The following is a 21,251-nucleotide window of genomic DNA, read 5'->3' on the forward strand; positions in this document are numbered from 1 at the left end:
CCCTATACTACATGCGTTCTAAGGTTTCGATACCCAGTAGATCCAGACCCTGCTTAAGCGTCTTAGCGGTCAGCTGTGCCAGCAATAGACGGCTCTTCTTCTCATCTTCTGAGTCGGCCGCCAGCACTGGGCAGGCCTCGTAGAAGCTTGAGAAGGCGCCCGCCAGTTCAAACAGGTAGCCACACAGGGCGTGAGGCTGACCCTTGGCCACCATGCGACCTAACACCTCGGCAAACTGGGCCAGCTTGTTGCCAAGCTCCTTCTCCTTGTCGTGTTCCAGCTTGATGCTGGCACCGGTTAGGTCGATGTCGGCCGCACGCTTGAAGATGCCCGCCACACGCGTGTAGGCGTAAAGCAGGTAAGGCGCCGTGTTGCCCTCGAAGCTTAGCATCTGCTCGAAGCTGAAGATGTAGTCGCTGGCGCGGTTTTTCGACAGGTCGGCATATTTCACCGAGGCGATACCCACCACCTTGGCGATCTTGGCTAGCTCCTCTTCATCCATATCTGGATTCTTGCTGCGAACCAGTTCCAGTGCACGGGTCTCGGCCTCGCTCAGCAGGTCAACCAGCTTGACCACGCCACCAGAGCGGGTCTTGAATGGGCGACCATCTTCTCCGTTCATGGTGCCAAAGCCCATGTGTTCCAGACTCATCTCTGGACGGACGAAGTTAGCGGTGCGGGCCAGACTGAATACCTGCTGGAAGTGCAGCGCCTGACGCAGGTCGACGAAGTACAGGGCGCGGTCGGCCTTGAGTACGTTTGAGCGGTAGCGCATCGCCGCCAGATCGCTGGTGGCATACAGGAAGCCGCCGTCGGCCTTCTGGATGATCACAGGCAGTGGCTCACCCTCTTTGGTTTGGAACTCATCCTGGAAGACCACCTTGGCGCCGTTACTTTCAGACAATAGGCCCTGGGCATCCAGATCCCGTACCACCTGCTCCAGGTCATCGTTGTAGGCGCTCTCGCCGCGCACGTCGGCGCGGGTCAGGCTCACGCCCAGACGCTCATAAACCTCGTGACAGTGACTTAGGGAGATATCGTTGAATTCACGCCATAGCTTGTTGCAGTACTCGTCGCCCGATTGCAGTTCAACCACGAGCTGGCGAGCGCGGGTAGCAAACTCTTCCGACTCGTCGAAACGTACCTTGGCGGCGCGGTAGAAGCTTTCGAGATCTGCCAGTTCAACCTGGGCTTGCTCGCCTTGCTGGGCGCGCAGCTCTTCCATGTAGGCCAGCAGCATGCCGAACTGGGTGCCCCAGTCGCCGACATGGTTCTGACGGATCACCTTGTGACCCTGGAACTCCAGCGCGCGTACCACGGCGTCACCGATAATGGTTGAACGTAGGTGACCTACGTGCATCTCTTTGGCCAGGTTTGGCGAAGAGTAGTCGACCACCACTGTCTGCGGCGTTGGCAGGACCACACCCAAGTGATCGTCGCTCAGGGCGGCCATCAGCTGGTTGGTCAGGGCGTTCTCATCGATAAAGAAGTTGATGAAACCTGGGCCGGCGATCTCAACTTTAGCCACCTGGCTGTCTTGTGGCAGGCTATCGATTATCAGCTGTGCGACCTCACGAGGATTCTTGCGAGCCACCTTGGTCAGCATCATGGCTAGGTTGGTGGCAAAATCACCGTGGGTTTTGTCTTTGGTTCGGTCTACCTGAATACGAGCCTCAAAATCCGCAGGGATGATCGCCTGCTGTTTTAGGGTTTGAATGGCTTGTTCGAGCAAAGATTGAATATGTGATTTCATTGGCGTTTAATCGACAGTTGCTAAATAAAAAGATTCAGGGATAACCGCGTATTTTAGCCGCTTGTGGTGGCCAATTGCTATCCTCTGGCGGGATTTTTATGAGCTATTTTTGCATTTTTTGATCACAGGAGATCCTGCGGGTCGCGATCTAGGCTCCAGCGGCATCGCTTGGCCAGGGGCAGGGCTTCGATCTGTGGCAATGCCTGCTCGAAGGCCTGCTGCAACAGGCCGCGGGTCTTGGTCTGGAACATCAGCTGACGGCGGAACTTACCGGCTTTTCTGTCCATGGGCGCGGGCATGGGGCCTATGATCTCACACTGCTCGTCTTGCGGCAGTAATTGGGCAACCTGGGCGAGGAAGGCGTCGGCATCTTCGGCCTTGTGGGCCTCGGCACGCAACAGCAACATGTGCCAGGCAGGCGGCAACAGGGCCTGTTTACGCTCCTCCAGCTGGCCGCGGGCGAACTCGCCATAACCCTTGTGCATCAACTCTCTCAGTATGGGGTTGTCACATTGGTGGGTCTGCAGCAGCACAGTGCCCGGCTTGCGCGCCCGTCCGGCGCGGCCCGATACCTGGGTATAGAGCTGGCCGAAACGCTCGGGGGCACGAAAGTCGGCGCTGAACAGGGCGCCATCCACATCTAACAGGCCCACCAGGGTGACGTCGGGGAAATGGTGGCCCTTGGCGAGCATCTGGGTGCCCACCAAGATCTTATATTCTCCCTTATGGATGGCGTTAAGGTGGGTTTCGAGCGCCCCCTTGCGGCTGGTGGTGTCGCGGTCGATCCGCACCACAGGGTAGTTGGGAAACTCCTTGGCCAGGGCGTCAGCCAACTGCTCGGTTCCCACCCCTTGGCCCATCAACATGGTGCTGCCGCACTGATGACACTGCTTGGGGATGGCATACTGATTGCCGCAGTGGTGGCAGCGGATCTCGCCGAGGGATTGATGCACAGTGAAGAAGGCGTCGCAGCGGTCGCACTCGTGCAGGTGGCCGCATTCGTGACACAGCAGCGCCGGGGCGAAGCCGCGGCGGTTGAGAAACAGCAGCACCTGATTGCCCGCATCCAAATGGATACGCATCTCGTTGAGCAGGCCGTGGGAGAGGCCATTCTTCAGCGGCTGATTGCGGATGTCGATGATCCCCTGGCGCACCTTCTCGGCGGCGCCGGCGCGGCTGCCCAGACTTAGGTGTTGGTAGCGCCCGGAGAGGGCATTCTGTAGCGTCTCCAGGGAGGGGGTGGCGCTGCCAAGTAGCACGGGGACTGATTCGAGATGGCCACGCATCACGGCTAAGTCCCGGGCGTGGTAGCCGATCCCCTCTTGCTGTTTGAAGCTGGCGTCGTGCTCCTCATCTAATATGATGATGCCGGGATAGCGCATGGGGGTGAACAGCGCCGAGCGGGTGCCGATTATGATGGCGGCCTCGCCGCTTCTGGCTAGGCGCCAGGCGCTCAGGCGTTGATTGTCGGTGAGCCCAGAGTGGATCACCGCCACCTGCACCTTGAAGCGACGCTTGAAGCGGCTGATGGTCTGGGGTGTCAGGCCAATCTCGGGCACCAGGATCAGTGCCTGTTTGCCCTGTTTAAGCACAGTTTCCAGCAGTGCCAGATAGACCTCTGTCTTGCCCGAGCCCGTGATCCCCTCGAGTAGGGTGCAGTGGTAGCCCTGTTGTTGGTTGAGGGTGGCGACGGCGATGGCCTGTTCGGGATTGAGCTGATGGGGTGTCTCATCGAGTTCGAGCCCGTCACGCCAGCTGAGATTTGATTCGATACGCCGCTCGATACACTCTATCCAGCCCCGTTCAACAAGAGCCTTTAGCGCCGTCTTGCTCAGCTCCAGGGCATTGAGTTCATCCTGGCTGAGCTCTGTTTCTAACAGGGCAAGCAGCAGCTTGCGCTGGGCGGGTGCACGCTTTAGCAGATCGATATCCGCTTCCTGTCCGGCAGCGGTCACGCGCCAGCTCTGCAGCTGCTGGGCCTCTACCTCGGCACCCTTACGCAGGGCGACGGGTAGGGCCTGAGACAACATCTGCCCCAGGCTGCAAAAATAGTAGCGGGCAGCCCATTGGGTCAGCTTATAGAGCGAGGGGGGTAATACTGCTTCGTGGTCGAGGAAGGCAATAACCGATTTGATCTGGTTCGGCGCCAGATCGCAGCTCTGGCTGAGGCCTGTCACTAGGCCGATCAGCTGCTGCCTGCCAAAGGGTACCCTGACCCTGACACCTACCTGAGCCTTGTCGAGATCGGCCTCTTTGACGCGATAGCTAAAGGCCTGGCGCATGGGGACGGGGAGGGCGACTTCGACAAACAGAGACATAGATTCGGCTGGTAGCAATAATAGTAGAGCAAGTGTAACCAGACAGTCTGACGAGGGCTACCAGAATCTGTCACAAGTCGGTGGAAAGCTTAGGCTATTCAGATCTAAGACTTGTGACAAAATTGTTGAAACATCAATGAGCTTGTTGCTTAATAGCTAGGTGAGACTCGGGGTTGTCGGCTGACCGGATGGCGGATGCGTGTGACCCTGAGGTGAGCGTCTGAGAGTCGAATCGATCCACCCAAACAGGGATAAGAAGGTTGCGATGAAGAGAGTGCAATATCTGGTCATGCTGTGTCTAGTGCTGCTGGGACAAGCCGGGTTAATGAGCCTGCCCGCCTGGGCTAAGCTTACCCATGTCAGTATCAATCAAAGGCTGTCAGATCTGGGGCAGCGCCCGACGCTCAGGGTCAATATCGTCGCCCAATCGGTCAACCTGGATAAGGTGCAGTTTATCGTCGAGCAGCGCTCCGGCAGCGAGCGATTGATGGTCAAGCCGATGAACACCTATATGTTGCTGCTCAGTGGCGTCGAAGAGGTGGAAGATGGCGAGGCGCAGCTGGTGGTCAAGGAGTATCTGGTCAACAACTGGCAGGAGGTGAAGCGCATGCCGCTGTTTGATGCCGCCACGGCTTATCAGCCGAGCAAGTCGGTTAAGCCAAAGCCAGTCAAATCAAATACGCCGGTTAAAACAGCTAAGACCGACAAGCTGCCGTCGCAATCCCTTGCAGTGGCTCAGCAGTCACTGGCAAGTTTACCGCCTGTCGATGCCGGCGATCGGGTGCAGCAGGGGTGTCAGCTGGATTATGCCCCGCCTCAGACTTTGTGGCGTCTCGGCAGCAGCTACGCCAAGCAGTGGCAGCTGAGCACCTACGGCGCCATGCTGGCCATCTTCGAGGCGAACCCCAATGCCTTTAATGGCGGCAAGATCAATGGCCTGCGTGCAGATGTGACCCTTAAGTGTCCATCGACGGCCCTCAAGCAGAGATACCAGAGCGCCGATGCGGCACGAGCGGCCTTCGAGGCGCTGGCGGCAGAATAAGCATGGCGGCCGATCGCCGCTGGAAGGAAAATCAGATAATGCAGGAGAATAGTTGCAGGCTATGCTTGTAACTATTGATGGTATCCTGTACTATCTCGCGCCTAAATATTCTATTAACTGCATGTGGTGTCCGACTTCGGGTTGGAAGTGCGACATGGCCTTAAACTTGAGGTAATCCCAATGAAACCAGGCATTCATCCTGAATATGCTGAAATCACTGCAACTTGTACTTGTGGTAACGTTATCAAAGTAAACTCAACTGCAGGTAAGCCACTGCACTTGGACGTATGTGGTGCATGTCACCCATTCTACACTGGTACTCAGAAAGTTATGGATACCGGTGGACGTATCGACAAGTTCAACAAGCGTTTCGGTATGCTTGGCAAGAAGTAATACTTCTGCAAAGAACTCTGAAAAAGGCGCCTATATGGCGCCTTTTTTGTTGCCCGTTTTTGCTGGTCAGTGCCTTTGGGCTCAGCCTGCCACTTATCCCGTCACCGAGTTTGCAAGTGGGCCAGCTTGAACAGAGTTGGCGATCAGCCTAACATGCTTGTAAGGTTATGATATTACTGATGACTGAGCGTTTAATTTAGGGAAGTGATTCATTATGGACAAGATTCTGGCCCTCTCTCTTTCTCTCTGCTCCTTTCTGGCGACCGCCGCTGGCAGCCTGTGTGCGCCAACCCATTATGATGAGACTGTCACCTTCGCCTCGGTGATCGATGGCGATACCTTGATGCTGGAAGATGGTCGTCAGCTCAGGCTGATCGGCATCGACTCGCCCGAGATAGACAGGCACTACCCTGAGCTGTCTGAACCCTTCGCCAATCGGGCGCGCAATTTTCTCGCCTCGCGTCTGCTGCCCGGGCAGAAACTCAAACTGGCCTTCGACCGTAAACGTCTGGATCCCCAAGGGAAAACCTTAGCCTATGCCTATACCGCGGAGGGAGAGCACCTGCAGGAGATGATGCTGAGTCAGGGCTATGCCAAGGCGAGGGTCTATCAAAACGATTATTTCTGGCAGTGTTTGGCCAATATCGAGCTTCAGGCCCGCCAGGAGCGACGTGGATTATGGAGCCATAAAAGCTATCAGGCCAAGTCGCCGGATGAGCTAAATCGTGACGATCGCAATCGCTGGCGAGAGGTCAGAGGAGTGGTGACGGGTTTTGAAAGAAAAGGTCAGCAATTGTGGCTGATTATCGATGAAATCTTTTATGTGGGTATACCTAGAGAAGAATCTGGTAAATTTAGCAACATTTTAACCCTAAACCTGCTTGAAAGTCCGGTAATTGTGCGTGGTGAGTTGTATTATTCCTACAAAAAATGGCAGATGATTGCCCATCATCCTTCGCAGATAAGTTTGCAAAATAAGCCTTAGACCGTTTGGCTTCATAATAAACTGAAATTTTCTAATATCTTGTTTAAAAATCGCCTAATTTCGAGTATCTTAGCGCTCTAATGACCTGCGTCGATTCTTGCCAAATCTGGGGGAGCGAGGCGGGGCAAATAAGACCTTACTCTGAATACACTTGTCGCATTTTTTGCAGGATTACTAAAATGGCCGATTTCCGTCAGCAAGCCCTTGACTACCATGAGTTCCCCGTACCAGGCAAAACCGCCGTTAGCCTGACCAAGCCCGCAGAGACCAGCATGGATCTGGCGCTGGCCTATAGTCCGGGTGTGGCCGAGCCGGTGCGTGAAATTGCTGCCAATCCTGACGACGCATACCGTTACACCGCCAAGGGCAACACGGTTGCTGTGATCTCTAACGGTACCGCCATCTTAGGTCTGGGTAACCTGGGCCCACTGGCCTCTAAGCCTGTGATGGAAGGTAAGGCGCTGCTGTTCAAACATTTCGCCAATATCGATGCCACAGACATCGAGGTGAAGCACCGCACCGCCGAAGAGTTTATCAACACGGTCGAGGCGATTGCCGATACCTTCGGTGGCATCAACCTGGAAGATATCAAGGCGCCCGAGTGTTTCGAGATCGAGAAGGCGCTTATCGAGCGTTGTAACGTTCCTGTATTCCACGACGATCAGCACGGCACGGCCATCGTGACTGCAGCCGGCATGATCAACGCCCTGGAGATTCAGGGTAAGAAGCTGGAAGAGGCTGTCTTTGTCTGTATGGGCGCAGGTGCGGCGGCTATCGCCTGTATGACCATGCTGGTGAAGTGTGGCGTGCAGCGTGAGAATGTCTACATGCTGGACCGTAAGGGCGTTATCCACACTCGTCGTGAAGATATCAACGAATACAAGGCGCTGTTTGCCAACAACACAGACAAGCGCACCCTGCAGGATGTGATCAAGGGCGCCGACGCCTTCCTGGGTCTGTCTGGCCCAGACGTGCTGAGTGCTGAAGACGTTGCCCTGATGGCCGAGAAGCCGGTGATCTTCGCCTGTTCAAACCCAGATCCAGAGATCAAGCCTGAGCTGGCCCACGATGTGCGCAAAGATCTGATCATGGGTACCGGCCGCAGCGATTACCCTAACCAGGTAAATAACGTGCTCTGCTTCCCCTTCATCTTCCGTGGTGCCCTGGATGTACGCGCCGCCAAGATCAACGACGAGATGAAGATTGCCGCGGTACATGCCATCGCTGCCCTGGCGAAAGAGCCTGTGCCTGCCGAGGTATTGGCTGCTTATCCAGACGTGACCGAGCTGAAGTTTGGCCCAGATTACGTGATCCCTAAGCCGATGGATCCACGCCTGCTGTCAAACGTGGCCAAGGCCGTTGCCCAGGCGGCTATCGATTCGGGTGTTGCGGCCTTGCCAACACTGCCTGAGCACTACATGGCCTAATCGGCGATGGTGATGATAAGAAAAGGGCCTCAGGGCCCTTTTTTATTGTGCCTTTACGGCTTTATTTGTATGGTAAGTGGTGTTGCTCAGCCTAGGTGATAAAGCCTTTCGGGATCCTAGATGATAAAGCGGTCTCAGACGTAAAAAATAATAATAATCCTGCAGGAAGCGGAAATGAAATTGACACAACTCCTCACCAAGAAGTTAACCGGCTTTTGGCTGCTTTCCCTCGCTGCGGTCGCCTTCATCTTTCTGCTAACCGCCCTGGTCAGTTTCATTCAGCTCACCTATAAGTTTCAACAGCAACAGATGACAGAGCTGGAGGAGATGCTGCTGCAGCATCAGGTGAGGCACGAGCTGCAGCATCTGGATATCTGGCTGCCGCAGATCCTAGCCGCCTACGACGCACAAAAATTTACCCTGATCCGGGGTGATGAGACGCTGTACCGCTTCGACCGGGGTAATCATGATCAGAGTGTGGTCAACTACGACAGGGTACTCAACGAGACCTTAGACCTGCATTTTCATATCAGCCTGCCTCAGCCCTTCTTGCTGCATAACATCAGCTGGCACGGCGGTCTGGTGTTCCTGGTTGGATGCATAGCGGTAGGCCTGCTGGTGCGCCGCGGCTACCTCTGGCTGGCGTTGCAGCTGCAGGGTATAGAAGATCTGGCTAAGCGCAGTCATCTGATCCTCTCGGGAGATTATGACAAGGCGCTGGCCGAGACGGGCCATGGCCGTCCAAGGCTTATCAACCGCGCCTTGACCCAGATGTTGCTTGAGCTCGATGATGCCCAGAAGCAGCGCGCCAGGTTCGACCAGTTTATTCGCTCTAACACCTTCCTCGACCCCGAGTCGGGTATCGGCAATCGCCTGTTCCTCAAGAATCGCCTGGACGCCCTGAGCAACAAGGATGGCATGATGGCCCCCGGGGTACTGCTACTGCTGGAGATGGAAGATCTGGATCTCTTACAGCAGGAGGCTGACGAGTTCAGCATTCAGGAGCTGCTCACCCAGACCATAGGCGGCATCAGTCACCTGCTGGACAGCCAGGCTAATAGCATCTTCTCCCGTCGCTCCTACAATCAGTTTGCCATAGTCGTGCCGCAGATCTCCCTGGCCGATGCCGAGAAGCTGGCCGCCAGGCTGCTCAAGGTCTGCCTGAGTCAGCCACTGGAAGGGGTGAACAATCGCGATGACTTCTTTCATATTGGCGTCGCCTACTTCAAAGTGGGCGAGAGCAAGGAGCAGCTGATCGAAGAGGCCGAGATGGCGCTGCGGGCGGCCCAGTTTCAAGGCAACAGCGGCTGGTTCATGTATGACAAGGGCGCGGTGGACGAGGAGTTTGCCAGAGGCTCGGTGCGCTGGCGCAGCTTTCTCGAGTATGCCCTGGTCAACAAGCGCGTGGTGCCCTTCACCCAGGCGATACTCGATAGCGATGGCAAGGAGCATCACAGCGAGGTCTCCTGCCGTCTGCGCGACAGCAGCGACAATCTGGTGCGCGCCACCCTGTTCTTGCCCATGGCGATCAAGTGCGGCCTGATCCCCCAGATCGAGCGTCAGGTGATCGAGGCCGTGTTGTTCGATCTGTTACCCAAGTCACCCAAGGACCAGCGGAAATACAGTATTAATCTCTCTCTGGATACACTGACCAGCCGCGCCTTTATCCGTTGGCTACAGACGACCCTGCTGGAGTATCGTCACCTGACGCCGCGGCTGATCTTCGAGATCAACGAAGATATCCTGGTGAATAACCTGGCGAAACTGAAGGCGCCGCTGGATATGATCGCCAAGATGGGCGCCAGCCTGTGTGTCGACCGGGTAGGGCAGCAGGTGGTGAGTACCCAGTATCTTCAATCTTGCCGTGTGGATCTGATTAAGTTGCACAGATCTATTGTGCGGCAGATACATTTACGCCAAGAGAATCAATTGTTTGTCAGAAGCCTTATCGGTGGACTCTATCGCACCGAGGTGCAGGTCTTTGCCGAAGGGGTCGAGTCGCTGGAGGAGTGGCAGACGTTGAAGATTTTAGGGGTGAGTGCAGGACAGGGCAGTTTCTTTAGCGACCCCCTAGAGGCCGCGTGATTTTGTTATCTCCCTGTTGGGCCTGATAAGGGCTTGTTAGGGCAGGGTTACTGTTCTATGTTTATCTGAGTGTATCTGATTGATGTTAGATTTTTTCTATAAAATTAGGCGATTAGTCGCTACAATAACGCTATTATTTTGACGCTTTCCTCGAGGCAATATCCATCCGGCATTTGAGGTAGAGCGATTTGGGACACTCATGGCGCGTGAGTATCAAATTGGTGGATATGCCTTAAATGGAAAATAGTCTTTTGAGTAAATTTGCCTTCTGGCAAACCAAGCACGATAGAGTCGATTTAGGCGTATATCTCAACGCCGCCGCAGTGACCTTCTTTAAGCGCGACAGCGACACTTCATTTTCACTGCCCCTGTCGGGCGATGACTGGTCTGGCGTATTTGAGGCGCTGACCGACAAAATCCCCGCCCCTCATCTGCAACTCGTGCTCAGCGAGGACTTCTACCAGCTGCTGGTGGTCGACAAGCCCATGGTGCAGCCAGAAGAGATGCATCAAGCGCTCGTCTGGTCCATCAAGGATATGGTGTCAGAGCCCGTCGAGTCCCTGCATCTGGATTATTTTGAGTCACCAGAGTCCACCAACAACAAGGTGACTGTGGTCGCGGTTAATAAGGCCATGCTGCAGGCGCTGGTTAAGGCAGCGGATAAGCACCAGGTGACCATTGCCGGGATCAGCATCGAAGAGATGGCCATCAGCAACTATGGCGCCGAAGATAAGCTGGCGCACATGGTGCTTTGTCACAAGCCGGGGAGCGAGCTGCTGCTGACCGTGGTGAAACAGGGGCAGCTCTATATGCAGCGCCGTATCCGCGGATTCAGTCAGTTAGATAGAGTCTCCAGCGAAGATCTGCAGCTAAACGTCGCCGATAACCTCAGCCTGGAGCTGCAGCGTTCGATGGACTATTTCGAGAGCCAGCTGCGCCAGGCGCCGGTAGCCTCTATCGCCCTGCTGATGGGCGGCGAGCGTCAGATGCTGGCTCAGCTATTGAGTCGAAACTTCGATCAGGCCGTCGAGGTGATCGCCTGTGATCAGGTGCAGGATAAGTTAGCCCAATGGGCATTGGCCGAGCTTGAACGTCAAACGGAGGAGCCTGCCTAGATGAATTCAAAACTGCGGGTCAATCTCTTTACTGCCAGCCTGTTACCGCCCAGGTTGCGCCTCTCCTTTACGCGCCTGCTACAACTTGGCTTCGGCCTCTTTGTCTTGCTGCTGGTCGCCAACCTACTGGCCTATCTGCATCTGGGAAGCCTGGAGGCCGACAAGCATCAGCTACTCAGCGACAAGGCCGCCTTCGACCAACAGAAGGCGCAGCTCGAGCAGGCCATCGCCAAGCGCAGCGCCTCTCAGGCACTGGTGCAGCAGGTGGATCTCCTATCGCAGCAGGTGGAACTCAAGCGTCTGCTGCTCGGCGAACTCTCCCATGTGGAGACCCTCACCAGCAAGGGCTATTCTCCCCTGCTGACCGGCCTTGCGCGGGTGACCGACGATCAGCTCTGGCTGAGCCGCATCCAGGTGCAGGAAGATCAGTTTGTCTTCGAGGGCTTTAGCGCCTCGCCGAATGCTGTCCCCCTCTGGCTGGCACGCCTGCAAGGGGTCGAGCCGCTCAAGGGCCAGGCTTTTAGCACGCTCACCATGAACCGGGGCGACAAGCAGCCGCTGGGATTTGTGCTGCGCAGCAAGCGTGATGAGGAGCAGGCGAAATGAAACAGCAGATAGCCCGTTGGGGCGAAGCCTTCGATCAGCTGAGTCAGCGCGAGCGGGTGATGATCGCCGTGGCGGTCGTGGTGGTGATCGGCATGTTGCTCTATCTGCCGCTCGAGTCTCTGCTGACCCAGAGCAGCCGAGTGCAGAGTAATATCAAGGCCTTAACCGCCGAGAACAGAATCTCAGAGCAACAGATTGCCCTGTATCAGCAGACCCTGGCGACCGACCCCGATCAGGAATATCGTCAGCGTCTGGCGGGGCTACAACAACAAGCCAAGGATCTCGACCAGCAGCTGTCGTTTCAGATGGTCGATATGGTACCCGCGGACAAGATGCCGGCCATGCTCGGCGAGTTGCTGGGTCGGGTGAAAGGGATACGCCTGCAAAGTTTCGAGTCTCTGGCGCCTAAGCCACTGTTGGCATTAGGGGATGAGAACAAGCTCAATCTCTATAGCCACGGCATCAAGCTGGCGTTCGAGGGAGATTACTTTGCCACCCTCAAGTTTATCGAGGCGGTTGAGGCGATGCCCAATAAGCTCTATTGGCGCCAACTGGATTATGTGGTGGGCGATTATCCTAAGGCCGAGGTGACGTTAGAGGTCTACACACTCAGTATTAACAAGGACTTTATCAGTGTTGCGAATCAAGATTAGTGTTTGCCTGCTGGCGCTGTTTTGCCTTGGGCTGACTCAGGCCTCGGCGCAGACCCTGAGGGATCCGACCCGTCCAGGTGCTGGGGCAATAGGCTCGGCGCAGCATCAAGGTGGACAGAAGCTGGTGCTCAACAGCCTGATGATCACCGACAATTCGGCGACGGCCATTATCAATAACAAGACATTCACCAAGGGTGACAGGGTACAAGGTGTGAGGATCACTCGCATCACGGCACAGGGAGTCTGGCTCGCCGATGGCCGCCAGCTCAAGCTCTACCCAGAAGTAACTGCGACAAAGGGACAATAAATGACTGCGATGAAAACCATAACACCTCTGCTCGTGCTGATGTTAGCCGCCTGTCAGACAACGGGTCGTCCCCAGCCTGTCGAGTCGAAATCGGCGATCGATACATCGATTGCTGCGGCGCAGAACAAGCCACAAACGCCACCACTGGCGGCCGTGATGCCAGATTCGGTGCAGCGTGAGCTGCAGTCATCAACCCTGCTCGGCTCCTTGACCCCAAGCCAGCCGAGCGAGCGACGCTTCGATGTGTCGGCCAAGGATGTCGATGCCAAGGTCTTCTTCCCTAGCCTGGTACAGGGCACGCCCCTGAGCGTGGCCGTGCACCCTAATGTGACAGGTACAGTCTCCCTGTCCCTCAAGGGGGTGACCCTGAGCGAGGCGCTGCAGGTGGTCGAAGATATCTATGGTTACGAGGTGAGCCGAGAAGGACGTATCCTGCGTGTATTCCCTGCTGGCATGCGCACCGAGACCTTCCCGCTCAACTATCTCTACATGGAGCGTCAGGGCCTGTCGCTGACCTCGGTGAACTCTGGGCGGATCTCGGATAACAATAACAACCGTAATAACAACGGCAACAACAGCAATAATTACAACAACAATAACTCGAACAACAACGGTGGCGACAGCAATAGCAACAATAGCAACGAGACCACCAACGGCACCTTTATCCGCTCCAAGACCAAGACAGACTTCTGGGGTGAGCTGAAAGAGACGCTGGAATCTATCATAGGCAACACGGGTGACGGCCGTCAGGTGGTGGTCAGCCCGCAGGCGGGCCTGGTGACTATCAGGGCCTATCCCAACGAGCTGCGTCAGGTGAAGACCTTCCTTAAGACCGCAGAGAGTCATCTGCAGCGTCAGGTGATCCTCGAGGCCAAGGTGCTCGAGGTGACCCTGTCTGACGGTTATCAGCAGGGGATCCATTGGGAAAGCGTGCTGGGCCAAAGCGGCAACAACAGCGTCGAGTTTGGTACCTCGCAGGCGCCCGATGGTCTGGGGGATGTGATCACTTCGGCCATTGGTGGCATCACCTCCTTACAGATCAAGGGCAAAGACTTCAGCACCATGATTAACCTGCTCGATACCCAGGGTGATGTGGATGTGCTGTCCAGCCCAAGGGTGACGGCCTCGAACAACCAGAAGGCGGTGATCAAGGTTGGTCGAGATGAGTATTTCGTGACAGATGTGTCTTCGACCACGGTAGCGGGCACCACGCCGGTCACCACACCCGAAGTGGAGCTGACGCCGTTTTTCTCTGGCATCGCGCTAGACGTGACGCCGCAGATCGACGAGGAGGGCAATGTGCTGCTGCACATCCACCCATCGGTTATCGATATCAAGGAGCAGAACAAGTCGATCAAGGTATCAGACAGCACACTCGAGCTGCCGCTGGCCCAGAGCGAGATCCGCGAGTCGGACACTGTGATCAAGGCCAATACCGGCGATGTGGTGGTGATCGGCGGCCTGATGAAGAGCGAAAATATCGAGCTGGTCTCTAAGGTGCCGCTGCTGGGGGATATTCCGTTTCTGGGCGAAGCCTTTACCAACCGTTCCAACTCGCTACGCAAGACTGAGCTGGTGATCCTGCTCAAGCCGACCGTGGTGGGCGCCGAGACCTGGCAGACCGAGCTGCAACGCTCTAAGGCACTGCTGGATCGCTGGTACCCAGAAGAGAAACAGGAGTAGGCGCTTGTATCTGCAGCACTTTCATTTGGCGCAGGCTCCGTTTTCGCTGACGCCAAATACCGGCTTCTTTTTCGGCTTGGCGCCCCATGTCGAGGCGCTGCAAGTGCTGCAAACTGCCCTGCAGACGGGGGAAGGTTTTATCAAGGTCACCGGCGAGGTCGGGACGGGTAAAACCTTGATCTGTCGTAAACTGCTCAACGATATTCCCGAGCGTTTTCACTGCGCCTATCTGCCCAATCCTTATCTGAGTCCCAGCGAGCTGCGTTGGGCGCTGGCGCTGGAGCTGGGGCTAAAATACAGTGCCGATCTGGATCAGCAGCGTCTCACCAGCCTTATTCAACAGCAGCTGATCGCGCTGAGCGCCCATGGACATTCCATCGTCCTGGTGCTGGATGAGGCTCAGACCCTGCCGGACGAGAGCCTGGAGGCACTGAGGCTGTTCACCAATCTGGAGACAGAGAGTCGCAAGCTGCTGCAGGTTGTCTTGTTTGGCCAGCCTGAGCTGGATACCCGGCTGCAACAGGCGCAGTTTCGTCAGCTCAGACAGCGAATCACCTTCAGTTATCAACTGCGGCCCATGACCGCCAACGAGACCCGAGCCTACCAGGCCCACAGACTCGAGGTGGCGGGTTATCGCGGCGAGGGGCTATTTGGCGCCCGAGAGAGTAAGCGCATCGCCCGTGCAGCAAGAGGAATTCCGAGACTCATCAATATCTTGTCCCATAAGGCGCTGTTGCTGGCCTATGGCGAAGGCGCAGACAAGGTGAGCCTGCGCCACGTGAAGGGGGCGATTATCGACACTCAGGATGCCGACAAGGGGCTGTTGCCCAGGTGGTGGCTGGGCACGGCTGGTGCCGTGTCGCTGTTCGCCGGCGCGCTATGGTTTTGGCTCACCCGGGGGCTGGCATGAGCGTCATCAATACCATGCTAAAAGATCTGGATAAGCGCCAGCAGTCCCATGGGCTGGATGAGCTGCCCGTGCCGCCACTGCAATATCGTCAGGCGCCCCAGTCGCTTCTGCCCTGGTTGCTGCTCGCACTGCTTGCTCTGCTGCTGTTGGCCATGGGCTATCTGGCGTGGGATCGCTACGCGGCTCTTGAGCGCACCAACCTGGCACTGCAACAGGATAATCAGATTCTGGCCCAGGAGATCGCCAGCGGCGACCTCAAACAGCCGAGCGTAGAGAAAATCGCTTCGAATGAAACGGCACTGGCAGCAGATGAAGCGCCTGCAGAGGAATCAAGGGCTGAGGCTTCACTGGCAGCAGATGCTCAGGTTGCAGTCAAAATCGAGTCTACTACCGACGCTAGTGCTGAACTCATGGCTACACCCCAAAAAGCCTCCGTTGCTGAGCCTAAGGGCGAGAGCAAGCCTGCTGCTGAGAGTAAGCCTGTTCCTAAGCCTCAGAGGGTTCGGGTCGAGCAGGCATCAGACGCCAAGACAGCCAAAGCGACCGGCTCCATGGCGGTGACCGAGGTGAAGCTGTCACCCGAGGCGCTGGCCGAGAAACGCTTCAGTCAGGGCAAGTCGGCCCAGGAGGGCGGGCAGCTCTCCCAGGCGGTGGATGATTTTAGCGAGGCGATAAGACTCGATCCCGCCTTGCACGGCGCACGTCAATATCTGGCGGCCCTCTATTACGGTCAGGGACAGTTGGGCGAGGCTAAGACAGTGCTGCAACAGGGGCTCGCCCGCTATCCTCAGGAATTTGATTACGCCCTCATGCTGGCCAAAGTGTTGGAGGCACAGGGGGATAGCCAGGGGGCCTTGGCGGCGCTTCGCACGATCCCAGATGATCACCTGCTCGCCAAGCAGAAGTGGGTGCTGCAGAGTCATCTTGCCCAGCAGGCATCGCAATTTGCCTTGGCCGAAGAGAGTTATCGCCGTCTGGCCAGGGTCGAACCCACGCAGGCCAAGTGGTGGATGGGGCTGGCCTACGCCTTAGATTCCCAGCAAAAATACACCAGCGCCAAGCAGGCCTACGCTCAGGCCCTAGGCTTATCTGGCTTGTCGCAGCAGGCCAGCGATTTTATTCAGCAGCGACTGGCCCAGTTAGGAGATATCGAGTGAAACCCAAGTTAAAGATGCGCCTCGGCGACTTATTGGTACAGGAAGCGATCATCAGCGAGGCGCAGCTGGGCCAGGCCCTGGCCGAGCAGAGAAATACCGGCAAGAAGCTGGGTCGCACCCTGATCGATCTCTCCTGCATAACAGAAGAGCAGCTGCTTAAGTTTCTGTCGCAGCAGCTCAATATTCCCTTTTTGGATATCAGCCGCCGGGCTATTCCGCCTCAAGTCGTGAATCTTCTACCCGAGGTGCAGGCCCGTCGTTATCGCGCCCTGGCGGTGGAAGATAATGGCGACCATGTGCTGGTGGCCATGAGCGACCCTGCCGATCTACAGGCGATGGACAATATTGAGGTCTTGCTGGCGCCCAAGGCAATTAAGATCGCCGTGGTCACAGAGACCCAGCTGCTGGAGGCTTTCGACAACCTGTATCGCCGCACCGGGGAGATCGCCCAGATCGCCGGTAAGCTGGAGGAGGAATATGCCGCCGACGATCAGTTCGATCTCGCCAGCCTGACCGATGCCGACAGCGATAACGAGACAACTGTGGTTAAGCTGCTGCAGTCGATCTTCGAAGATGCGGTGCAGATGCGCGCCTCAGATATTCATATCGAGCCCGGTGACAAGGTGCTGAGGATCCGCCAGCGTATCGACGGCCAGCTGCAAGAGAACACCCTGCAAGAGGTGAACATCGCCTCGGCGCTGGTGCTGCGCCTCAAGTTGATGGCGGGCTTGGATATCTCAGAGAAGCGTCTGCCCCAGGATGGCCGTTTCCACATGGAGATCAAGGGGCATAAGATAGACGTGCGTATGTCGACCATGCCTATCTATCACGGCGAGTCAGTGGTGATGCGTCTGCTGGATCAGTCTGCGGGCTTGCTGACTTTAGATGAGACCGGCATGCCGGCCGAGATGCTGGCGCGGGTGCGCAGACAGATCAAACGTCCCCACGGCATGCTGCTGGTGACCGGGCCTACGGGTAGCGGTAAAACCACGACGCTTTATGGCGTGCTGAGTGAGCTTAACACCGCCGATCGCAAGATCATCACGGTGGAAGATCCGGTGGAGTATCAGCTGCCGCGTATCAATCAGGTACAAGTTAACCATAAGATAGGCTTAGATTTTTCCAACGTACTGCGAACCACCTTGCGTCAGGACCCCGATATCATCATGGTGGGTGAGATGCGTGACCAGGAAACCGTCGAAATTGGCCTCAGGGGCGCGCTGACAGGTCACTTTGTGCTGTCGACACTGCATACCAACGATGCGGTCACCTCAGCCCTGCGTCTGCTGGACATGGGCGCCGCCAGCTATCTGGTGGCCAGTGCGCTTAGGGTGATCATCGCTCAGCGTCTGGTGCGCCGGGTCTGTCACAAGTGTGCCCAGCCCTATGATCCTAGCGCCGCCGATCATGCCTGGCTTAGCAGCATCAGCGGTCGCGACTTCAGCCAGGCCAAGTTTCGTATCGGCACCGGCTGTCAGAGTTGCAACGGTAGCGGCTATCGCGGCCGTATCGGTGTATTCGAGATCCTGGAGCTGGATGAGAAGATGATCGATGCGATGCGAAGCGGCAATCCCCAGGCGTTTGCCCTAGCCGCCTACCAGAGCCCGAACTTTACTCCGCTGGCCGAGTCGGCGCTCAACTACCTTGCTGAGGGCATGACCACTATGGAAGAGGTGGCGAAGCTTATCGAAGATGCCAGCGATGCCCAGGTGCCCATCTCGCAGGAGATGATCCATCAACATGAGATTGAGGGCTAACTATGCCTGTCTATCAGTACAAGGGGCGTGATGCACAGGGCAATGCGGTCAGCGGGCGGCTCGATGCGACCACCCAAAGCGCCGCCGCCGATCAGCTGCTGTCTCGCGCCGTGATCCCCCTTGAGCTGGTGGAGGCCAAAGTTGCGCGCGAGTTTCACCTGGGCAGCCTGTTCAAGAGTAAGGTTGGCCTGGATGAGCTGCAAATCTTTACCCGGCAAATGTATTCGCTCACCCGCTCGGGCATCCCTATTTTGCGGGCCATCGTCGGCCTGTCGGAGAGTTCTCACTCCAAACGCATGAAGGATGCCCTCAACGATATTTCAGAGCAGCTGATATCCGGTCGTCCGCTTTCATCGGCGATGAACCATCACCCGGATGTGTTCGATGCCCTGTTTGTCTCCATGATCCATGTGGGGGAGAACACGGGTAAGCTGGAGGATGCCTTTATTCAGCTATCTGGCTATATCGAACGCGAGCAGGAGACCCGCAGGCGCATCAAGGCGGCGATGCGTTATCCCATCTTCGTCTTGATGGCGGTGGCCCTGGCCATGGTAGTGCTCAATATCATGGTGATCCCTAAGTTTGCCGATCTGTTCGCCCGTTTTGGCGCGGATCTGCCCTGGGCTACCAAGTTGCTGATCGGCACTTCTAACTTCTTCGTCAACTATTGGTACCTGTTGCTCATCGCCTTGGTGGGGTGCTTCGTGGGGATCCGCTATTGGCACAATACAGAGAAGGGCGAACAGCAATGGGACAGATGGAAACTTAAGATCCCTGCGGTGGGCAGCATCATAGAACGCTCGACCCTGTCGCGGTATTGCCGCAGTTTCTCCATGATGCTGAGCGCTGGCGTGCCCATGACACAGGCCCTGAGCCTGGTAGCCGATGCCGTGGATAATGCCTATATGCATGACCGCATAGTGGCCATGCGCCGGGGCATCGAGTCCGGCGAGTCTATGCTGCGGGTGTCGAACCAGAGTCAGCTCTTTACCCCGCTGGTGCTGCAGATGGTGGCCGTAGGTGAAGAGACGGGCCAGATAGATCAACTGCTTAACGACGCCGCCGACTTTTACGAGGGGGAGGTCGATTACGACCTCAAGAACCTGACCGCCAAGCTGGAACCTATCTTGATCGGCATAGTCGCGGTGATCGTTCTCATTCTGGCGCTGGGCATCTACCTGCCGATGTGGGACATGCTCAATGTGGTCAAGGGGGGATAACCCATGGCAGCCTTGAGCCGGGAGCTGTGCTGATGGAAAACCAGACACGGGTCGACAGCGAGCTGATGCAGGCCTACGGCAAGATGATTGCCATAGTGGTGCTCTTGCTCATCTTGGGCGTACTGGGTTACGGTTATTTTGCCAAGGTGGATCAGGTCTCTTCTCAGGGGCTGAAGCTGGAGCACAGCCGCCTGCTGAATGTGCTGGCCATGGTGCGCTCTCAATGGTTGGTGCAGGGGCGCCCCGCCGAGATGCATCTCGACTGGTCCACGGCCATGGAACTCAGGGACGGCGAGCAACCCCTGATCAAGATGAGTGATCAGGGTTGGCCAACCTTGGCGCAAATCACCGAGGAGAACTGCAAGACCCTCTGGTGGCAGCTGTTAGGTGGTCGGGATGATTTAGCCAAAATTGTTACACAAGCGGACCAGGCTGGAGAGGTTTGTAGTTATATTGCTAATAACGGTGATCGATTGAGTTATCAACTCACTAGTGGACGCGTTATTTTTTTGACAGATCGCTGAATTTAGCGACTTCTAAGGTTTTATAATTTGCTGTAACTGCTAGAATTATCAGGATTATCTAAGGGAGTTTTTTATGAAAATGCGAGCCCAAAACATGCCAACCAAACAGAGCGGTTTCTCTCTGATCGAGCTGGTGATCGTGATTGTGATCCTGGGAATTCTGGCGGCCACTGCCATTCCCCGTTTTTTGAATGTGACCGACGATGCAGAAGATGCTAGCGTAGATGGCGTAGCCGGTGGTCTAGCCACGGCGGTGAGCTTCGTGCGCTCCCAATGGGAGGTGGATGGTCGTAATAATGCCAATGTGGTACTGGATGGTACGCAGATCTCCCTGGATACTCGTTTCGGCTTCCCAACGGGCTTGACTTCGGGCAGTGGTATCGTGAGCGCGACCGGTATGACAGATGCCGCCTGTCAGGAGGTATTCCAGAATATTCTTCAGGGCGCACCGCGTAACGTGCTCTTTAATCAGGATGCCCGTAATCAGCGCTTTACCGCGCGCGTACTGGATGGCGCCGGTGGTAATGGGGTAGCGATCGATGGCACTCAGGTGACCAACTTAGATCTTTGTGTCTACCACCAGGTGACCTCGCTGGCATTAAACCCAACCACGGGCGTGCCTACACCTACACCGGATCTGGCTACCGCCAACGCTAAAGGTATCCTCTACAACCCAGGTACCGGTCAGGTGTTGAGTTTTACCAATTAATCTTGCGCCCTGCCCTCGGCGAGGCCGACAGAATTTTATTGAAAAGTTGAAAGTTAGCAGAAGCGAAAATAACAAGGGAACGACATGAAGAAGCAAAACGGCTTTACACTGATCGAGTTAGTGGTTGTGATCATCATCTTAGGGATTCTGGCCGTGACCGCAGCGCCTAAGTTTATTAACTTACAGAGCGATGCGCGTGCATCGACGGTAGAAGGGGTGAAAGCGGCACTTCAAGGCGCTAATTCACTCGTTTATTCTAAGGCGGCGATTGCCGGCAAAGAGAAGGATCAAGGAGCGTCTATTACAATCGCTACCGGTGTAGCCGTCACAACAGATTATGGATACTTGGACAGTGCAACCGATACGGCAACAGTAAAGACAAACTTAGAGAAAGCCATGGATATGACTTTTGAAGCCTTGAGCGCTGCTGATAGTGTTACAGCCCAAGATTGGGGCGTACTCTATTCTAGTGAGACTAAGTTTATCATAGTGCCTAAGGGCAAGAAGTCGACAGATGCATGTCGCATAGACTATACGACGGCTGGGAATGCAAGCACACCTGCGGTTGTCACCGCTGTTACTACAGATTGTTAATTGGGGCGCTGTA

19 protein-coding genes are annotated in these 21,251 nt (G+C 56.1%); 17 read left to right on the forward strand and 2 right to left on the reverse strand.

Annotated features, from left to right (window positions below; translation table 11 throughout):
• Positions 1-7: 7 nt before the first annotated feature.
• Both argS and priA read right to left on the reverse strand, forming a co-directional pair.
• Positions 8-1,753, reverse strand: coding sequence for an arginine--tRNA ligase (gene argS, locus K0I31_RS01930; RefSeq protein WP_220079709.1), 1,746 nt, complete (start codon positions 1,751-1,753; stop codon positions 8-10).
• Positions 1,754-1,875: 122 nt separating this feature from the next.
• Positions 1,876-4,071: a primosomal protein N' gene (gene priA / locus K0I31_RS01935; RefSeq protein ID WP_220079710.1), complete on the reverse strand. Its 2,196-nt coding sequence runs from the start codon at positions 4,069-4,071 to the stop codon at positions 1,876-1,878.
• A 265-nt stretch (positions 4,072-4,336) separates the two neighbouring features.
• Between priA and K0I31_RS01940 the strand changes: the two genes are divergently transcribed.
• From K0I31_RS01940 to K0I31_RS02020, 17 genes are all read left to right on the forward strand, one after another.
• A complete protein-coding gene (locus K0I31_RS01940; protein WP_220079711.1) occupies positions 4,337-5,113 on the forward strand; it encodes a FimV/HubP family polar landmark protein in 777 nt (258 codons plus the stop codon).
• A 180-nt stretch (positions 5,114-5,293) separates the two neighbouring features.
• A complete protein-coding gene (rpmE, locus tag K0I31_RS01945; protein ID WP_011864187.1) occupies positions 5,294-5,506 on the forward strand; it encodes a 50S ribosomal protein L31 in 213 nt (70 codons plus the stop codon).
• Between the two features lie 214 nt (positions 5,507-5,720).
• Complete coding sequence (locus tag K0I31_RS01950; RefSeq protein WP_220079712.1) at positions 5,721-6,491, forward strand: thermonuclease family protein; 771 nt, start codon at positions 5,721-5,723, stop codon at positions 6,489-6,491.
• Between the two features lie 179 nt (positions 6,492-6,670).
• A complete protein-coding gene (locus K0I31_RS01955) occupies positions 6,671-7,918 on the forward strand; it encodes a malic enzyme-like NAD(P)-binding protein (RefSeq protein ID WP_144200046.1) in 1,248 nt (415 codons plus the stop codon).
• A 174-nt stretch (positions 7,919-8,092) separates the two neighbouring features.
• Complete coding sequence (gene csrD / locus K0I31_RS01960; RefSeq protein WP_011864190.1) at positions 8,093-10,003, forward strand: RNase E specificity factor CsrD; 1,911 nt, start codon at positions 8,093-8,095, stop codon at positions 10,001-10,003.
• A gap of 236 nt (positions 10,004-10,239) precedes the next feature.
• Positions 10,240-11,118 carry an MSHA biogenesis protein MshI gene (locus K0I31_RS01965; protein ID WP_220044026.1) on the forward strand — a complete coding sequence of 293 codons (879 nt, stop codon included), beginning with the start codon at positions 10,240-10,242 and terminating at the stop codon, positions 11,116-11,118.
• Positions 11,119-11,724: a PilN domain-containing protein gene (locus tag K0I31_RS01970; RefSeq protein WP_220079713.1), complete on the forward strand. Its 606-nt coding sequence runs from the start codon at positions 11,119-11,121 to the stop codon at positions 11,722-11,724.
• Positions 11,721-12,377 carry an MSHA biogenesis protein MshJ gene (locus K0I31_RS01975; protein WP_220079714.1) on the forward strand — a complete coding sequence of 219 codons (657 nt, stop codon included), beginning with the start codon at positions 11,721-11,723 and terminating at the stop codon, positions 12,375-12,377. Before K0I31_RS01970 ends, K0I31_RS01975 begins: the two co-directional genes overlap by 4 nt.
• The gene (locus K0I31_RS01980) at positions 12,358-12,684 is read left to right on the forward strand and encodes an MSHA biogenesis protein MshK (protein ID WP_434086907.1); all 327 of its coding nucleotides are present in this window, start codon (positions 12,358-12,360) and stop codon (positions 12,682-12,684) included. Before K0I31_RS01975 ends, K0I31_RS01980 begins: the two co-directional genes overlap by 20 nt.
• On the forward strand, positions 12,685-14,367 hold the full coding sequence (gene mshL, locus K0I31_RS01985; RefSeq protein ID WP_220079716.1) for a pilus (MSHA type) biogenesis protein MshL: 1,683 nt from the start codon (positions 12,685-12,687) through the stop codon (positions 14,365-14,367).
• Positions 14,368-14,371: 4 nt separating this feature from the next.
• Positions 14,372-15,277 carry an ExeA family protein gene (locus K0I31_RS01990; protein WP_220079717.1) on the forward strand — a complete coding sequence of 302 codons (906 nt, stop codon included), beginning with the start codon at positions 14,372-14,374 and terminating at the stop codon, positions 15,275-15,277.
• Positions 15,274-16,434, forward strand: coding sequence for a tetratricopeptide repeat protein (locus tag K0I31_RS01995; protein ID WP_220079718.1), 1,161 nt, complete (start codon positions 15,274-15,276; stop codon positions 16,432-16,434). Before K0I31_RS01990 ends, K0I31_RS01995 begins: the two co-directional genes overlap by 4 nt.
• Positions 16,431-18,191, forward strand: a complete 1,761-nt coding sequence (locus K0I31_RS02000; RefSeq protein ID WP_220079719.1) for a GspE/PulE family protein — start codon at positions 16,431-16,433, stop codon at positions 18,189-18,191. Before K0I31_RS01995 ends, K0I31_RS02000 begins: the two co-directional genes overlap by 4 nt.
• A 2-nt stretch (positions 18,192-18,193) precedes the next feature.
• The gene (locus tag K0I31_RS02005) at positions 18,194-19,411 is read left to right on the forward strand and encodes a type II secretion system F family protein (RefSeq protein WP_220079720.1); all 1,218 of its coding nucleotides are present in this window, start codon (positions 18,194-18,196) and stop codon (positions 19,409-19,411) included.
• 32 nt (positions 19,412-19,443) lie between these two features.
• On the forward strand, positions 19,444-19,935 hold the full coding sequence (locus K0I31_RS02010; protein WP_011864200.1) for a hypothetical protein: 492 nt from the start codon (positions 19,444-19,446) through the stop codon (positions 19,933-19,935).
• 94 nt (positions 19,936-20,029) lie between these two features.
• Positions 20,030-20,644, forward strand: a complete 615-nt coding sequence (locus K0I31_RS02015) for a type IV pilin protein (RefSeq protein WP_144200151.1) — start codon at positions 20,030-20,032, stop codon at positions 20,642-20,644.
• 84 nt (positions 20,645-20,728) lie between these two features.
• Entirely contained in the window at positions 20,729-21,238 is a 510-nt protein-coding gene (locus tag K0I31_RS02020; protein WP_011864202.1) for a type II secretion system protein, read from the forward strand.
• The last annotated feature ends 13 nt before the right edge of the window (positions 21,239-21,251 follow it).

Origin of the sequence: Shewanella spartinae, from assembly GCF_019457555.1 — a bacterium.
In the GTDB taxonomy this organism is placed as follows: domain Bacteria; phylum Pseudomonadota; class Gammaproteobacteria; order Enterobacterales; family Shewanellaceae; genus Shewanella; species Shewanella loihica.

What these genes read in the sequence shown, in the direction of transcription:
- K0I31_RS01950 (WP_220079712.1), top strand. Translation starts at nt 5,721, where the DNA reads ATGGACAAGATTCTGGCCCTCTCTCTTTCTCTCTGCTCCTTTCTGGCG.
- rpmE (WP_011864187.1), top strand. Translation starts at nt 5,294, where the DNA reads ATGAAACCAGGCATTCATCCTGAATATGCTGAAATCACTGCAACTTGT.
- K0I31_RS02005 (WP_220079720.1), top strand. Translation starts at nt 18,194, where the DNA reads ATGCCTGTCTATCAGTACAAGGGGCGTGATGCACAGGGCAATGCGGTC.
- priA (WP_220079710.1), bottom strand. Translation starts at nt 4,071, where the DNA reads ATGTCTCTGTTTGTCGAAGTCGCCCTCCCCGTCCCCATGCGCCAGGCC.
- K0I31_RS01995 (WP_220079718.1), top strand. Translation starts at nt 15,274, where the DNA reads ATGAGCGTCATCAATACCATGCTAAAAGATCTGGATAAGCGCCAGCAG.
- K0I31_RS02020 (WP_011864202.1), top strand. Translation starts at nt 20,729, where the DNA reads ATGAAGAAGCAAAACGGCTTTACACTGATCGAGTTAGTGGTTGTGATC.
- K0I31_RS01955 (WP_144200046.1), top strand. Translation starts at nt 6,671, where the DNA reads ATGGCCGATTTCCGTCAGCAAGCCCTTGACTACCATGAGTTCCCCGTA.
- K0I31_RS01975 (WP_220079714.1), top strand. Translation starts at nt 11,721, where the DNA reads ATGAAACAGCAGATAGCCCGTTGGGGCGAAGCCTTCGATCAGCTGAGT.
- K0I31_RS01940 (WP_220079711.1), top strand. Translation starts at nt 4,337, where the DNA reads ATGAAGAGAGTGCAATATCTGGTCATGCTGTGTCTAGTGCTGCTGGGA.
- K0I31_RS01970 (WP_220079713.1), top strand. Translation starts at nt 11,119, where the DNA reads ATGAATTCAAAACTGCGGGTCAATCTCTTTACTGCCAGCCTGTTACCG.
- argS (WP_220079709.1), bottom strand. Translation starts at nt 1,753, where the DNA reads ATGAAATCACATATTCAATCTTTGCTCGAACAAGCCATTCAAACCCTA.
- csrD (WP_011864190.1), top strand. Translation starts at nt 8,093, where the DNA reads ATGAAATTGACACAACTCCTCACCAAGAAGTTAACCGGCTTTTGGCTG.
- mshL (WP_220079716.1), top strand. Translation starts at nt 12,685, where the DNA reads ATGACTGCGATGAAAACCATAACACCTCTGCTCGTGCTGATGTTAGCC.
- K0I31_RS02015 (WP_144200151.1), top strand. Translation starts at nt 20,030, where the DNA reads ATGCCAACCAAACAGAGCGGTTTCTCTCTGATCGAGCTGGTGATCGTG.
- K0I31_RS02010 (WP_011864200.1), top strand. Translation starts at nt 19,444, where the DNA reads ATGGAAAACCAGACACGGGTCGACAGCGAGCTGATGCAGGCCTACGGC.
- K0I31_RS01965 (WP_220044026.1), top strand. Translation starts at nt 10,240, where the DNA reads ATGGAAAATAGTCTTTTGAGTAAATTTGCCTTCTGGCAAACCAAGCAC.